The sequence below is a fragment of the Pseudoalteromonas sp. OFAV1 genome (genome assembly GCF_021532595.1).
Classification (GTDB): Bacteria; Pseudomonadota; Gammaproteobacteria; order Enterobacterales; family Alteromonadaceae; genus Pseudoalteromonas; species Pseudoalteromonas lipolytica_C.
In genome coordinates this window covers 141,119-155,924 of record NZ_JAKGBG010000004.1, presented here as the reverse complement: position 1 = coordinate 155,924, position 14,806 = coordinate 141,119, and the positions used below count along the sequence as shown (strand labels likewise).

The following is a 14,806-nucleotide window of genomic DNA, read 5'->3' as shown; positions in this document are numbered from 1 at the left end:
TCAGTATGTCTAAAGATTTTATCTTGCCAGATATCGGCGAAGGCATCGTAGAGTGTGAAATTGTAGAGTGGTTAGTTGCAGAGGGCGATGCTGTAAAAGAAGACCAGCCTATTTGTGATGTGATGACCGACAAAGCGCTTGTGCAAATTCCAGCTGTCCATGATGGTGTGATCAGCAAGCTATATTATGCCAAAGGTGATATTGCGAAAGTCCATGCGCCATTATTTGCAATGGATGTTGATGGCGAAGCACCAACACAAAGCGAAGAAGCTCAAGCTCCTGCGGCTACTGAAGCACCATCTGAGACTGGTGAGCACTTAGAAGATTTCATTTTGCCAGATATCGGTGAAGGTATCGTTGAGTGTGAAATTGTTGAGTGGTTAGTGAGTGAAGGCGATGAAATCGTTGAAGACCAAGCTGTGTGTGATGTAATGACAGACAAAGCATTGGTGCAAATTCCGGCTAAATACACAGGTAAAGTGAAAAAGCTTTATTACCAAAAAGGTGATATTGCAGCGGTTCATAGCCCATTATTTCAAATGAGCATTGCGGGCCAAAGCGCAGAGCCTGATGTAAGCTCTGCGGTAGTTAAAGCACAAACAAATGCAGTGACTAAATCTGCAGAAAAGCCAGCACCTGCATCTAGCGCAACTAAACAACTTAACAAAAAAGCAGTTGCTTCACCTGCTGTTCGTCGTAAAGCCCGCGAACTAGATGTTGATTTAACGCAAGTACCAGGCTCTGGTAAAAATGGCCGGATTTACAAACAAGATATCGAAGATTTCTTAAACGAAACACCAAGCCAAGAAACACAACAACAAGCTGCGCCAAAAGCGGCAGAACCAGCGGCAACTGTAACAGCAGTGTCTGGTGGCAGTCGCGTAGAGCCTATTAAAGGCATTAAAGCGGCAATGGCTAAGCAAATGGTTGCTTCAGTTTCGACAATTCCTCACTTTACTTTCTGTGATGAAATTGACCTAACTAAACTAATTACAATGCGCAGTGAGCTTAAAGAGCAGTATAAGCAACAGGGCGTTAAGCTCACTATGATGCCGTTCTTTATCAAAGCACTGTCGTTAGCGATTAAGCAATTCCCAGTACTAAACTCGCAAGTAAATGATGATTGCAGTGAGCTAACTTACTTTGATGATCATAACATCGGTATGGCGGTTGATTCTAAGATTGGTTTACTAGTACCAAACATTAAATCATGCCAGTCAAAGAGCATTGTAGATGTTGCAAATGAGGTTACTCGTTTAACTGAAGCAGCACGTGATGGTCGTGTTTCACCAGATGATTTGAAAGGCGGCACTATTAGCATTTCTAACATCGGTGCGATTGGCGGCACAATTGCAACCCCGATCATCAATAAACCTGAAGTAGCGATTGTTGCTTTAGGTAAACTGCAGCATTTACCTCGTTTTGATGCACAAGGTAATGTAATTTCAGCTGCTATTATGCAAGTAAGTTGGTCTGGCGACCACCGCGTGATTGATGGCGGAACGATTGCCCGCTTCAACAATTTGTGGAAGTCATACTTAGAAGATCCTGCAAAAATGATGATGGCGATGAGCTAACATTAATAAGCATTAAAAAACCAGCCTCGGCTGGTTTTTTATTATCTAAAGCAAAAATTATATTCCGTAAAAGTACAAGCCATAACCGAATAACAGTGCCGGTATTGTTGAATACACAGTTGCCATTAACGCTGCTTTTGGTGCTAATGCGATTGCTGGGAATAGGGCGTCGCCATCATTCGAAATTGCATTTGCTGCCATAGCGCTAAATGGAATAATACCTTGAATATAGAGTGTCATTACGACAATTTGCGGCCCACAACCAGGTAATAAACCAATGGCTACAGCCACCAGCGGTGCTAAATATGCGTAGTCAGAAAACCATACGCTCAAATTTATACCAGCCAGATTAACTAAAATTTCAAAAAGCATAAAACTGGCGACAACCCAGGCCGTAACAAAGTGGGTGTCCATTAAAACCTTTGTTAGTTTTGAAGGTGGCGTACAAGGAGCCTCTTCACTGGTTACTTGTTTATAACTGCTGCCTTTAGATGAAAGTGCCCATACAACTACAGTGAATAACGCCATAATCGAGCCAAATAGGGTGATACCTTGATTAACGCTATCACCGAATACGCTAAGGTCGGTATTGGTGGCGATAACAAAGGCAACTATCAAGCTTGGTACTAGGGCCAATTTCCAAACAGGGCGGCTAAATTTCAAAGCGCTTGGTTGGCACTGCGGCGGTTCTGTGTATTCGCTTGCCTCATCAGGTTGAAATTTATCAGCTTTATGAAATGTATTAACTAACTGACCGCTAATAACGCCCACAGCAACACCGATTAACATCATTAATAAACCATCAAGAGGGCGAGTGGCTAATAGCAAAAAAGCAGCATCCCCCATGGTTGCGGTTAAGACTGCAACAACAGAACCAAAACTAGCTTGTTTTTTGGTAAATTGGGTTACCACAATAATGGCACCCCCACAGCCAGGTAAAGCACCTAAGATTGAAGCAAAACTCACTTCTAGAATGCCTGATTTAGCACGTAAATAGCTAAGCTGTAACTGAGGAAGGCGATCAATAAGGTAGTAATAGATTAATAAGGTGGCTGCAACAAATACTGATACTTGAAAAAAAGCATCACTTAAAGCTTGAAGGGTAAATTCACGCGTTGTTGGTACTACTAATGCGACAAGCAAAAGAAGGGGTAAAAACAAGCGTTTATTATCCGTAATATAACACCTCACTTTTTTAGGAATGAAACTCGATGTTTGTGATAATGAGAGCATACAGTGCAACCTAAAAATTAATCAGGTTACACTGTAAATTAGATTTTAATGAAAATCAATCTCATTTGCATCTATTGGCGTTGGAACTCTGAAGTAGCATTCCATTTAGGCCATTCTTTACGCTCAGAGATATCAAAACCTACTTGATAGAATAACTGAAGATCCTGAACGGCACCTGATAAATCCCATTCATCACGGTAACGATCACATGGCTGATGGTAACAACCACGAAGCACTAAACTCATACGCTTACGGTAATTTGCTGTTTCTTCATCAAGGGCTTCACTACCGCCACCGGCATACATTGCTGGTACACCCATGTTTGCAAATGCAAAGTGATCAGAGCGATAGTAACCACCTGAAGACGGTTTAGGGTCGCCAGATACTGTACGGCCTTGTGCTTTTGCAGCTGTTTCTAGCAGACTATCCATTTCTGATTTGCCAATACCAACAACACTGATATCTTTCACTTTACCTAATAAGTTCAAGCTATCCATATTGATGTTTGCAACAGTTTGAGAAGCTGGGATCACAGGGTTTGCAGCATAATATTTAGAGCCAAGTAAACCTTGCTCTTCAGCCGTGACAGCTAAGAATGTCATTGAGCGGCTAGGGTGCTCTGGTAAACTTGCAAACGCTTCTGCCACTTCAATTAAACCTGCAGTGCCTGTCGCATTATCGTGGGCACCATTATAGATTTGGTCGCCTTTACGGGTTTTATCTGTACCAAGGTGGTCCCAATGAGCAGAATAAATGATGTGCTCATCTGGCTTTTCGCTACCCGGTAAAGTCGCGATAAAGTTATACGAAATTGACTTTTTAATCGTATTGTTTACTTCAACGCTGGCTGTTAGGTCGCCCATATCAACATGGTAAGCACCTTTTGCAGCATTTGCTTTCATGGTGTCGAAATCTAAACCGGCTTTCGAGAATAACTCTTTAGCAACGTCTGTGGTTACCCAGCCTTCAACAGCAACACGATCCATGTTGTTGTTTTCTTTTTGGAAACCAAACTGTTCGCCGCTCCAAGAGTTTTCAACAACAGACCAAGGGTAAGAAGCTGGTGCTGTTTCGTGAATGATAATTGCACCTGCTGCACCTTGACGGCTCGCTTCTTCGTATTTGTATGTCCAACGACCATAGTAGGTCATGGCATCACCGGTGAATAAATCAGGGTTTTTAGTCGCAAAACCAGGATCGTTTACCAGCATGACAACTGTTTTGCCTTTTACGTCCAGGCCTTCGTAGTCGTTCCAGTTGTATTCAGGTGCATTGACACCATAACCAACAAACACAAGTTCTGAGTCTTTAATACTTTCTTTTGCACTTATGCGGCTACTGCCCATAACCATGTCTTTTTTGTATTGGTAATCTTTGCCACCAATAGTCAGTACCATGTTTGAATCTGCTTCAAGTGAAACAAGCGGTACTTCTTGTAAGAAACTATCGCCGTTACCCGGCTCAAAACCTAATGCTTTGAATTGTTCAGTTAAATAGGCAAGGGTAAGTTCTTCACCTTTTGATGATGGTGCACGGCCGCCAAACTCATCTGATGCCAACACTTTAATATGCTCAGCTAATTGCTCTGAGTTAATGCTTTGATAGGCTTTTTCTACATCATTTGAAGTGATACTTGTTGAAGCACAGCCTGCAATGATAGCACTTGCAAGGAGTGTCACTGGAAAATAGCGTTTCATAATAGCTCTTTTTTTGTTTTATGGTGGCATTAGTATATGAGGTTCTATTAATGAGAACCAGTTTTTGCGGTAAACTAGTCACAATACATCAAGAAGTTAATATATTACGCAATGAAACGATTTACCGCACCCGAGCAGTGGTCTACACAATACTTAACAACCGGTGCCTTTGCTGATTTAGCAACACTATTTAATATAGATAAGCTATCAGATTGGCCTTCATGTCACTGGTTTAGTCAGTATCTGAATGCACAAACATCACAAGGCACCGCTATTAGTTTTGTTGAAGATGAAAAATTTGCTGACGAAACTCGCTATTACGAACAAATTATCTTTGAAACTGGGCAAGTACCAACAAGACAAAAAAATTGGCACGACCTTTTTGGCGGATTTATTTGGTGTTTATTCCCAAAAACCAAAGCGCTGATCAATCATCAACATATAGAAGAAATTAAACTACACGGTCTAAAAGAGCGGAGCAAACATAGAAACGCACTGACTTTATTTGATGAATGTGGTGTCGTGCTTGCAATTACAGAACAAAGTTGGCAACAGCTGTTACGCGACCACCAATGGCAAGAGGCGTTTGTTGAGCAGCGACAACAATGGGGGAAAAGTATTAGGCCATATATGTTTGGTCACGCTAATTACGAAATGCTCACTCAGCCTTATATAGGCCTAACAGGTAAGGCTTTGTTTGTTGTTGTTCCTGATGACATATTTTGTAAAGATTTAAGCGAGCAATATGCGTATCTAGATCAACGTCTTTATGAGATGATAAAAAATGATGATTGCTTGCGGGACAATAAAAATTTATCGCCGCTGCCATTGTTAGGTGTGCCGGGTTGGTGGACTGACAATGAAAATCCAGATTTTTATAGTAATACCGATTACTTTAGACCGAAACGAAGGAAACGCACATGATTGAAGTCGCAGGGCTTAAGAAAAAGTTTAAGCTAACGAAAGATCATAAAAAAAATAAAACGGACAATATAGATCCCCGTGAAGATAAAGAGTTTTTTCATTCTGTAAGAGACGTTAGCTTTCAATGTAATAAGGGCGAAGTGTTAGGGTTGTTAGGTCCAAATGGTGCTGGCAAAACGACCACTTTAAGAATGATTTCAACAGCTTTAAAACCAGATGAAGGTAGTATTACTATCTCTGGGCACGATATTGTTAAAAAGCCATTAGTTGGCCGTAAATCAATTGGATTTCTGTCTGGCAGTACTGGCTTATACGGACGTTTGACGGTTAAAGAAAACATAGAATATTTTGCCCGTTTACATGGCATGAGTAAAAAAGCGGTCGCTGCTCGTTGTGATGAGCTATTCACCTTGCTTGATATGCACAACTTTATTGATAAACGCGCCGAAAACCTTTCAACGGGTATGAAACAAAAAGCTAATATTGCTCGCGCTGTTGTTCATCACCCTGACGTGGTTATTCTTGATGAGCCAACGACTGGCTTAGACATTATGACTACGCAAACTGTTATTAACTTTATTCGTCGCCTTAAAGAGCAGGGTACACCGGTTATTTTCTCAACTCACCACTTAGATGAAGTAGCGTTACTTTGCGATCGGGTTGCGGTAATTAATCAAGGTATTAGCTGTTTTGATGGCACCTTAGATGAGTTTAAACAAACGGGTAAAAGCGAAGAGCTAAACCAAGCGTTTATGAATATTTTAACGGAGAGCCGTGATGTTTGAAGTATTTAAAAAGGAATTAAAAGAGCTGCTACGTGACCGTAAAACCTTGATATTCGTCGTTGCTCTTCCGGTTGCTATATTCCCACTGTTATTTGCTGTTATGGCATTTATTAGCTCGCAAGCGGCACTTGAGGCCGAGCAAGAAGTGCACACCTACGCAATTATTAATGGTAACTACGCGCAAGAGTTTACAGATAAGGTGTTTTACCACAAAAGCTTTACTTTATATAAAGGCGACGAAACCTTTAATAGCGTAGAAGACCTCACTAATGCGGTAAAAGCAGGCACCATCGATATGGGTATCTATTTACCGTCAGACGCAAAGCAAACACTAGATGATGCCAAGCAAAGCGAATGGCAAGTTGTATATAACGACGCTAAGGCAATAAACTTTTTGTTTGACCGCGTTAAAGAGCTTGCAAAAGAGTATGGTGATAAACTGCGCACGACAAAACTGTTAAGCTTTGGCGTATCTGAGCAGCAACAAGCTGCCATTATCGAGCCTATCAAAGTTGTAAAGGTTGATACCGCAGATAAACGTGAAAATCTGGGTGAGAAAATAGGTGGGTTTATTCCTTATCTACTTATTCCTCTGGTATTGATGGGCGCAACGTATCCTGCGATTGATTTAGGTGCTGGTGAAAAAGAACGTGGAACGTTAGAAACTCTGCTACTAACACCAATAACACGCACTCAATTGGTACTTGGTAAGTTTATTACTTTATTAGCGTCATCGATTGCAACAACGACAATTACTGTATTGAGTATGGGAATATGGATCGCGGTTGCAATTGCGTTTGTTGATTTAGCTGTTGTTAAAAACGCATTTAGCTCTTTAACGGTATTAGATTTAGGGCTGATTTTTGTGTTGTTATTGCCTATAGCTGCAATCTTCTCATCATTAGCGCTGGCTATTTCTATTTATGCGCGAACCTTTAAAGAAGCACAAAACTACATGGCACCACTAAGCATGGGTGTCATTTTTCCAATTATGGTTGCTTTAATGCCGAATGTTGAACTGACGAGCAAAACCGCTTTTATTCCAGTGACAAACGTTGCGTTGGCAATAAAAGAAATCATTAAAGGCACAGTTGATTACACATTAGTGGGGTTAATTTTCTTAGCGACAGTCATTGTGGCAGGTGCATTACTCGCGTTTTGTGTTAAATGGTTTAATAAAGAGGATGTACTGTTCCGCTAGTCAAAATTCTGGCTAATAAAAGAGCACCGCAGCGGTGCTTTTTTTGTCTGTGTGAAAGTAAAAATACGTCTTAGTGGTTTTGTTTTTTATTTACGATCAATCTTTATTATTATGATTTTGACCTATACTGAAGGAAGACTCGCATAATAGGCAATTGATTAAATGGACTATGTACAGCCGGGACGTATTTTTAGTCGCCATAAAATCCCCATTATTACCTTGTTTGTGTTAGTAATCGCGGCAGGCTTAATCACAGTACAATACGAATACTCGCTGCGTGAACAATTATTTGAACGTACTCAAATAAAGATGCAAAGAGAACTGACTGATAAAGAAGCTGCTTTACGCTCTGTATTTAGAGAAAATATTTCTGCACTTAACTTTCTAGATGCAACCCCACCTATCATGGCCATTATGCGCGCCACTAATGAGCAACAAATAGATCCTGTACTTGGAACACCTATTTCAGCATGGAAAGACAGGTTAGCAAAAATTTTCAGTGGTTTTATGACTACAGATAAGAATATAGCCCAAGCAAGGTATATTTACATTGCAGATAACGGTAAAGAAGTTGTAAGAGTCGATAATATAGATGGTCAAGTTATTCGTGTGGCAGAGGATAAGCTACAACATAAAGGCAACAGAGAATACATGACCATCACCTCACAATTAGCAAATGGCTTTGTATATATTTCGCCAATTAATTACAACCGAGAAAACGGCCAAATTCAGCGACCCTATGTGACTAGTTACAGGGTTTCTAAACTGGTTCAAGATGCCAATGGAAGCCCATTTGCGGTACTGATCATAAACTACTTTGCAGACAATCTTTTACGTGAGCTTACAGCTGATACTGATAAGCAGTTTAATGTGTACTTGCTTAATGCTAACCAGCAATATTTGTATCACCCAGATGAAACATACCGGTTTAGTTTTGAGTTAGGGAGCGATAAATCATGGTCTAAGGATTTTTCTGCAAATCAAAACATAAACACAGTCGATTTTTTTGATGCTTTTTATTTACATAAGCAACTTTACTTAAAGCAAACTGTGGAATTTAAAAACGGTATAAAAATGGCACCATTAACGATTGCGGTGTCAGTTGATACAGATAACTTATTAAAAAAATTAGAGCAAAAGCGAAACAAATTTATCTTTCTAATCTGTTTAGCACTTATATGCGTTATAGCTGTATTTATTATCTATCAGCGCAACATTAACAGAAAGCTAGAATTAAATTTTTTGAAAGAAAAAAACAGCAAGATTATCGAAAGTTCTTCAGATTCAATTTTCATGATTATGCCTAATGGGATCATTTGCTATGCAAATAAAACAGCAAAAACTTTCTTTGGCATTGAGCAAAACAAAACTGAATTTGAGCAGCTATTCAATTTTAACGATGAAGATTTTTTAGGTGTCAAACATGCTATAAAATCAGATAAGCCTTGTTCATTTGAGGCTATTCATATTGATCAAAATAAAACGCATTATTTTTCTATTACTCTCGCGACGATATATGACGCAGCGAATCAACAAACTCAGTTAGCAGCAATTGCTAGGAATATTGATACGCTAAAAAACGCGCAGCATCAGCTTGAAAAGTTAAATGACACTTTAGAAGAAGAAGTTAAAAAACGTACCGCTGAGCTTGAGTCTGCAACCGAGCAAGCTTTGGCAGCCAGTAAAGCTAAAAGTGAATTTGTCGCTAATATCTCCCATGAAATTCGCACCCCTATGAATGGGGTATTGGGGATGCTAGAAATGCTTGAAGAGCAACCCCTAACAAAGCAACAGTTACAGTATTTACATTATGCAAATGCAAGTGCCAACTCGTTGATGACTTTAATAAACGATATTTTAGATTTTTCTAAGATTGAAGCAGGAAAGTTAGATTTAGATTTTCATGAGTTTGATGTTGTGGCGGTATGTAGTGATTTAATCACCTCAATGGCAATGCAGGGGCATAAAAAGGGCCTCGAAGTGTTACTGGATACTTGTGATGTAAAACATCGAACTGTAATAGGTGATAGTCATCGTTTAAAACAGATATTAAATAACTTATTAAGCAATGCGTTTAAATTTACGCACAAAGGTCATGTGCTTTTATCGGTGGCTGAACAACATATTGATGAACACACTGTACAATTGACGTTTGCAGTAATTGATACAGGAATTGGTATATCAGAGCAAAATCAAAGCAAGCTATTTGAAGTATTTACCCAAGAAGATTCAAGCACAACACGGCATTATGGTGGAAGTGGACTTGGATTATCGATCAGTCGGCGCCTCGCGCAGATGATGGGTGGAGATATAGTTGTTAAAAGTCAAAAAGATGCAGGCAGTTGTTTTACAGCGACAATTTCAGTTGAAATTGTGCAGCAAGAAAAGCCATTAAATAAACCAATGGCATTATTGGCCGAAAAAAGAATTGGCTTAGCAGTAAGTTATGAAGTTTTAGCGCAGAATATTGAGAAAAAGCTGCAAAGTATATGTTTTCCGACTTATAAAAGTTTACAAAAAATAATGTCTTTTAGTAGCAATGAACTTACTAGCTTTGACTTAATCATTATTGATCACAAACATGCAGAAATTGATAGCGTTATCAGCTATGCAAAACATAATAATGATAAATATTTAATGGTTTTGGGGATTTTATCCTCCATGTCTAAACGACAACAATTGCCAGATAATATTATCTTCATTGCTAAACCCGTGACTAAAGATGAGTTAGTTTACCGATTAGCATTACTTTATAAAGATTCAGATCATCTTATTGAACGTAAAAACCACGATGAAAAAGAGCGTATAGAGTTAGATTTATCAAACCGGTCAATTTTAATCGTGGATGACAACTTAATTAATATAGAAGTCAGTAAAGCAATATTACGAGATAGCCATATACATATTGAGTCTGCTAGTGATGGACTGGACGCTCTCGATGTGTTGAAAAATAACAAATCAGAATTTGATTTAATTTTAATGGATTGTCAGATGCCCAATCTCAATGGTTATGACTGTACAAAAGCGATCCGTCAGGGAAAAGCAGGACAGCAATACCAAGATGTTGTCATAATAGCCATGACGGCAAGCGCTATGGCAGGCGATAGAGAAAAGTGTTTAAGTGTTGGTATGAACGACTACATTACCAAGCCTATAAAACAAGCCACATTACGTAAAAAATTAGCAATGTGGCTTAAAAACTAGGCTGCATCTTGGCTATTATTAAGTCCGTGATTAGGTGTCAGTTTACTAATGTCTGCAGAGTGAATCACTTTTTGTGTTTCACTCCAGTGTAGTAATTCAATACGACCTGAACTGTTTTCAACTAATGCAGTGCAACTTTCTATCCAGTCGCCATCATTACAATACAAAATACCATCAACTACTTTAACGGCAGGGTGATGAATATGCCCGCAAATGATGCCATCGACAGCTTGTTTTTTTGCTTCATGGATGGCTGCTTTTTCAAATGCATCGATCGCTTCACGCGCTTTATGTACTCTAGCTTTTATCCAAGACGCTAAAGACCAATAATTACCACCAAATAAACGGCGAATACGATTAGTCCAACGATTTAGAAATAATAACAAGTCGTAGCCAGCATCGCCTGCAATACTGATTAATTTGTTGTATCGGGTTGCTGAGTCAAAATCATCACCGTGCAAAAGCAAAAACCGTTTGTTGGCCTTAGTGGTGTGTATATATTGTTTGTGTACTTCGATACCGAACAACGACTCATTGGCATAATGGCGAAAGGTTTCGTCATGATTACCGGGTATATAAATAACTCTGGTGCCTTCTTTCGCTTTTTGTTGAATAAGCGCTAACACATCGTAGTGACTTGGATGCCAGAAAAATTGTCGTTTCATTGACCATAAGTCAACAATATCACCAACCAAATACAGTACGTCGCATTCAATGGCATTTAAAAAGTCGAGTAAGTACTGCGCTTGGCAGTCTTTGTAACCTAAGTGAACGTCGGAGATCCAAACGGCAGGATAGTGGGTTTTACTACTGCAAGTGGTGTTATTCATGGCATTTACTCATGGTGTAATAAAGTAAATGCTAGGCAGAATCAATGACAGTAAAAAGACGCTTTAGCGAAACATCTATGACAATTAATAAAACAAAAAAACCGCCGAAGCGGTTTTTTGTTTATTAATAGCTAGCTAATTAGCCTTTAATTAAAGATGCAATTTCTGCAACTGCAGTATCTAAATCAAGCATTAACTTTTCACCGGTACGACGGTTTTTAAGTTCAACCTTGTTTTCGTCTAGGTTACGCTCGCCAATAACGAGTGTGAAAGGTACACCTAGAAGTTCCATATCGTTGAACATCACACCAGGGCGCTCTTTACGGTCATCAAACAACACGTCTAAACCCGCTTCTTTTAATCCTTTATAAAGGTTTTCAGCGATATCAGGGATACGGTGAGACTTATGCATGTTCATAGGTACAATCGCTAAATCAAACGGTGCGATTGGCTGTGGCCATTTAATACCGTATTGGTCGTTGTTTTGCTCAATAGCCGCAGCTACGATACGTGAAACACCAATACCATAACAACCCATGGTCATAATTTGGTTTTTGCCAGATTCACTCAGTACGCCAGCTTTCATAGCTTCTGAGTACTTAGTACCTAGCTGGAAGATATGACCTACTTCAATACCACGTTTGATTTGCAGTGAGCCTTGACCACATGGGCTTGGATCGCCTTCCACGATGTTACGAATATCAGCAACTTCGTAGTTTTCTACATCACGATCCCAGTTAATACCGCTGTAGTGTTCGCCGTCTTTGTTTGCACCCGCAACAAAGTCAGCAAGTACATTTGCAGAGCGGTCAACAATAATTGGCATCGTTAGGCCTACAGGGCCTAATGAACCCGGCTTTGCACCAATAGCTGCAACGATGTCTTCTTCTTTCGCCATTTCAAGTGGTGAGTCCACAAGTGGGTGTTTTTCAGCTTTTAATTCGTTTAATTCATGGTCGCCACGTAAAACAAGCGCAACTAAACCACGTTGTTCGTTTTCATCTGGCGCACCATATACGATTAATGTCTTCACGCCGCGATGAGGTTTAACACCGTAATGTTCTTTAAGCTCAGCGATGGTTTTTGCATCAGGCGTTGGGAACACTTTTAACTCTTTGCTTGCTGCTGGACGCTCTTCAGTCGGTGCTAATGCTTCTGCTTTTTCGATGTTTGCAGCGTAATCACTTGCATCACTAAAGGCAATTGCATCTTCACCAGATTCTGCAAGTACGTGGAACTCGTGCGATACGCTACCACCAATAGAACCTGTATCAGCGATAACAGGGCGGTAATCAAGACCAAGACGCTCAAAGATGTTGCAGTATGCTTTGTGCATTACTTGATATGTTTTTTCTAAACACTCATCACTTAAGTGGAAAGAGTAAGCATCTTTCATGGTGAATTCACGAGCACGCATTACACCAAAACGAGGGCGAACTTCGTCACGTACTTTGGTTTGCACTTGATATAAAGTAAGTGGTAATTGCTTATAAGAGCTTACTTCTTTACGCACAAAATCAGTGATCACTTCTTCGTGAGTTGGACCAAGAGCAAATGGGCGGTTGTGGCGGTCATTAATACGCAGTAATTCAGGACCAAATTGCTCCCAACGACCAGACTCTTCCCAAAGATCAGCAGGTTGGATAATTGGCATTAACATTTCGATAGCGCCAGCTTTATCCATTTCTTCACGTACAATGTTTTCTACTTTTTTAAGTACGCGTAAACCAGAGGGCAACCATGTATACAAACCCGACGCAACGCGGCGGATCATGCCTGCTCGTAGCATTAATTGATGAGAAACAATTTCTGCATCAGACGGAGTTTCTTTAAGTGTTGCGAGTATATATTGACTGGTACGCATCTCTATTCCAAGTAGTGTTAAAATTATTATCGTTTACTCAATACGTTTGAGTAGTAACAAGGCGCTCAGTTTACCAGTGGAATCACTGACACTAAAGCGCTATGTGTAAAAAAAGCTAGCATTTTTCAATGCTGATCACTGTATTGTGGTTATCTTTAACATGCCAACGAATATTAAAGTCATATAAGGTCATGCCGTAGCTTTGCTCTGAATCACGTTGCTTTTTGTATGCCGGGCGAGGATCTTGCTTTAATACATTGCTTATAAACGCTTTTAATTCAGGTTGTTCAGTTTGTTTTTCGATAAAGGCTAGGGCTTCATCGCTAAATTCGACACTCATATCGGTTTCTGGTCGGGTATCGGCAAAGCCTGCTGTGGCATCAGTCATCGCATCTGAGTAAGGTAAATAAGGCTTAATATCTAATATTGGTGTGCCATCGAGCAAATCGATACCTGACAGTAATAAGCTTAATTGACCATTTTTATATTCGATGCCCTCCAGTTTTACAGCACTCATGCCAATTGCGTTTGGGCGAAAAGTTGCGCGTGTTGCAAATACACCTTTACGCTCATTACCGCCAAGACGCGGGGGTCTTACCATTGCTGAGTAGCCTTTATCAGCGGTTTCGTGAAATCTGAATAATAACCAAATATGGCTGAATTCATCGAGGCCGCGAACAAACTCTTCGCGGTTAAAATCGCTGCTGAATACCAGCTTTGCTTTCGCTTCAGGAACCAAACGAGGTTGGCGCGGTATAGCAAATTTTTGTTTGTAAGGAGATTGAATGTGGCCGACGGCAGTTAATTGGTATTCGCTCATTGTGCATTGTCGTTAAGATAATCTGCCGACATTTTACATGCAAATGCAAAAAAAGGCAGTCGAGACTGCCTTTTAATAATTAGACCAATAGGTTTAAATTAGAACATGTATTGGAATGATACTGAGGCAACATCCATATCTGGGTCGATATCATCTTCTAATTCATAGCGCTCATATTCTAAACGTACTTGCATATTCGTAGTGAAAGCATACTCAATACCTGCACCATAAAATACATCACCACCATCAGTGTCGGCACTAATACTGCCAAGTTCACCTAAGTCTTGCTCAATTTCAGCATCCCATTCTAGCCAGCCACCTTTGGCATAGACAGAAAAACTTTCTGTAATCGGCGCTGCTAACCGTGCAGCCAGTGAAACACCGTCAATTTCAGCTTTAGAATCGATATCGCTTACTTCATCAAAGTTTTGGTATGCAAGTTCAAGGCTTAGGTATTTATTAAATTGCGTACCAATATATCCTTTTAGCATTTGTGAATCATCATCGAAGTCAGTGTCATTTTCGCTGTCTTCAAACTCAAAAGAATATTGACCGTAGCCGATACCGGTATAAATACGCGGAGAATCCATTTCGGTAATATCTGCATATGCAGCATTGTTAAAACCTAGTAGTGCTAAAGAAAGTGCAGACATTGAAATTGCTTTAATCAT

11 protein-coding genes are annotated in these 14,806 nt (G+C 39.9%); 5 read left to right on the top strand and 6 right to left on the bottom strand.

Features of this window, described 5'->3' with window-relative positions; genetic code table 11:
• The first annotated feature begins 5 nt into the window (after nt 1-5).
• The gene (locus tag L1267_RS03915; RefSeq protein WP_235382161.1) at nt 6-1,577 is read left to right on the top strand and encodes a dihydrolipoyllysine-residue acetyltransferase; all 1,572 of its coding nucleotides are present in this window, start codon (nt 6-8) and stop codon (nt 1,575-1,577) included.
• A 57-nt stretch (nt 1,578-1,634) separates the two neighbouring features.
• On the opposite strand, the gene L1267_RS03910 is transcribed toward L1267_RS03915, so the two are convergent.
• Nucleotides 1,635-2,810: a putative manganese transporter gene (locus tag L1267_RS03910; protein WP_235382160.1), complete on the bottom strand. Its 1,176-nt coding sequence runs from the start codon at nt 2,808-2,810 to the stop codon at nt 1,635-1,637.
• Nucleotides 2,811-2,881: 71 nt separating this feature from the next.
• Nucleotides 2,882-4,507 (bottom strand): M28 family metallopeptidase, encoded by a 1,626-nt coding sequence (locus L1267_RS03905; protein ID WP_135924414.1) that lies wholly within the window; start codon nt 4,505-4,507, stop codon nt 2,882-2,884.
• Nucleotides 4,508-4,618: 111 nt separating this feature from the next.
• Here L1267_RS03905 and L1267_RS03900 point away from each other — a divergent pair, with 111 nt between their 5' ends.
• The 4 genes from L1267_RS03900 to L1267_RS03885 all read left to right on the top strand — a co-directional run bounded on the left by L1267_RS03900 (nt 4,619) and on the right by L1267_RS03885 (nt 10,621).
• Nucleotides 4,619-5,431, top strand: a complete 813-nt coding sequence (locus L1267_RS03900; protein ID WP_235382159.1) for a DUF3025 domain-containing protein — start codon at nt 4,619-4,621, stop codon at nt 5,429-5,431.
• A complete protein-coding gene (locus L1267_RS03895; RefSeq protein ID WP_199526535.1) occupies nt 5,428-6,216 on the top strand; it encodes an ABC transporter ATP-binding protein in 789 nt (262 codons plus the stop codon). The genes L1267_RS03900 and L1267_RS03895 overlap by 4 nt, the downstream gene beginning before the upstream one ends.
• Nucleotides 6,209-7,417, top strand: a complete 1,209-nt coding sequence (locus L1267_RS03890) for an ABC transporter permease subunit (protein ID WP_199526534.1) — start codon at nt 6,209-6,211, stop codon at nt 7,415-7,417. Before L1267_RS03895 ends, L1267_RS03890 begins: the two co-directional genes overlap by 8 nt.
• 162 nt (nt 7,418-7,579) lie before the next feature.
• A complete protein-coding gene (locus tag L1267_RS03885; RefSeq protein ID WP_235382158.1) occupies nt 7,580-10,621 on the top strand; it encodes an ATP-binding protein in 3,042 nt (1,013 codons plus the stop codon).
• Here L1267_RS03885 and L1267_RS03880 read toward each other — a convergent pair.
• From L1267_RS03880 to L1267_RS03865, 4 genes are all read right to left on the bottom strand, one after another.
• On the bottom strand, nt 10,618-11,451 hold the full coding sequence (locus L1267_RS03880) for a UDP-2,3-diacylglucosamine diphosphatase (protein ID WP_135924420.1): 834 nt from the start codon (nt 11,449-11,451) through the stop codon (nt 10,618-10,620). The genes L1267_RS03885 and L1267_RS03880 overlap by 4 nt on opposite strands.
• A gap of 139 nt (nt 11,452-11,590) precedes the next feature.
• The gene (locus L1267_RS03875; protein WP_199526531.1) at nt 11,591-13,315 is read right to left on the bottom strand and encodes a proline--tRNA ligase; all 1,725 of its coding nucleotides are present in this window, start codon (nt 13,313-13,315) and stop codon (nt 11,591-11,593) included.
• A 115-nt stretch (nt 13,316-13,430) separates the two neighbouring features.
• A complete protein-coding gene (tsaA, locus tag L1267_RS03870) occupies nt 13,431-14,135 on the bottom strand; it encodes a tRNA (N6-threonylcarbamoyladenosine(37)-N6)-methyltransferase TrmO (protein ID WP_199526530.1) in 705 nt (234 codons plus the stop codon).
• 98 nt (nt 14,136-14,233) lie between these two features.
• Nucleotides 14,234-14,806: an outer membrane beta-barrel protein gene (locus L1267_RS03865; protein ID WP_235382157.1), complete on the bottom strand. Its 573-nt coding sequence runs from the start codon at nt 14,804-14,806 to the stop codon at nt 14,234-14,236.

Excerpts from the sequence above, each read along its gene's own strand:
- L1267_RS03895 (WP_199526535.1), top strand. The coding sequence starts at position 5,428 with ATGATTGAAGTCGCAGGGCTTAAGAAAAAGTTTAAGCTAACGAAAGAT.
- L1267_RS03880 (WP_135924420.1), bottom strand. The coding sequence starts at position 11,451 with ATGAATAACACCACTTGCAGTAGTAAAACCCACTATCCTGCCGTTTGG.
- L1267_RS03890 (WP_199526534.1), top strand. The coding sequence starts at position 6,209 with ATGTTTGAAGTATTTAAAAAGGAATTAAAAGAGCTGCTACGTGACCGT.
- L1267_RS03875 (WP_199526531.1), bottom strand. The coding sequence starts at position 13,315 with ATGCGTACCAGTCAATATATACTCGCAACACTTAAAGAAACTCCGTCT.
- L1267_RS03910 (WP_235382160.1), bottom strand. The coding sequence starts at position 2,810 with ATGCTCTCATTATCACAAACATCGAGTTTCATTCCTAAAAAAGTGAGG.
- L1267_RS03905 (WP_135924414.1), bottom strand. The coding sequence starts at position 4,507 with ATGAAACGCTATTTTCCAGTGACACTCCTTGCAAGTGCTATCATTGCA.
- L1267_RS03915 (WP_235382161.1), top strand. The coding sequence starts at position 6 with ATGTCTAAAGATTTTATCTTGCCAGATATCGGCGAAGGCATCGTAGAG.
- L1267_RS03885 (WP_235382158.1), top strand. The coding sequence starts at position 7,580 with ATGGACTATGTACAGCCGGGACGTATTTTTAGTCGCCATAAAATCCCC.
- tsaA (WP_199526530.1), bottom strand. The coding sequence starts at position 14,135 with ATGAGCGAATACCAATTAACTGCCGTCGGCCACATTCAATCTCCTTAC.
- L1267_RS03865 (WP_235382157.1), bottom strand. The coding sequence starts at position 14,806 with ATGATTAAAGCAATTTCAATGTCTGCACTTTCTTTAGCACTACTAGGT.
- L1267_RS03900 (WP_235382159.1), top strand. The coding sequence starts at position 4,619 with ATGAAACGATTTACCGCACCCGAGCAGTGGTCTACACAATACTTAACA.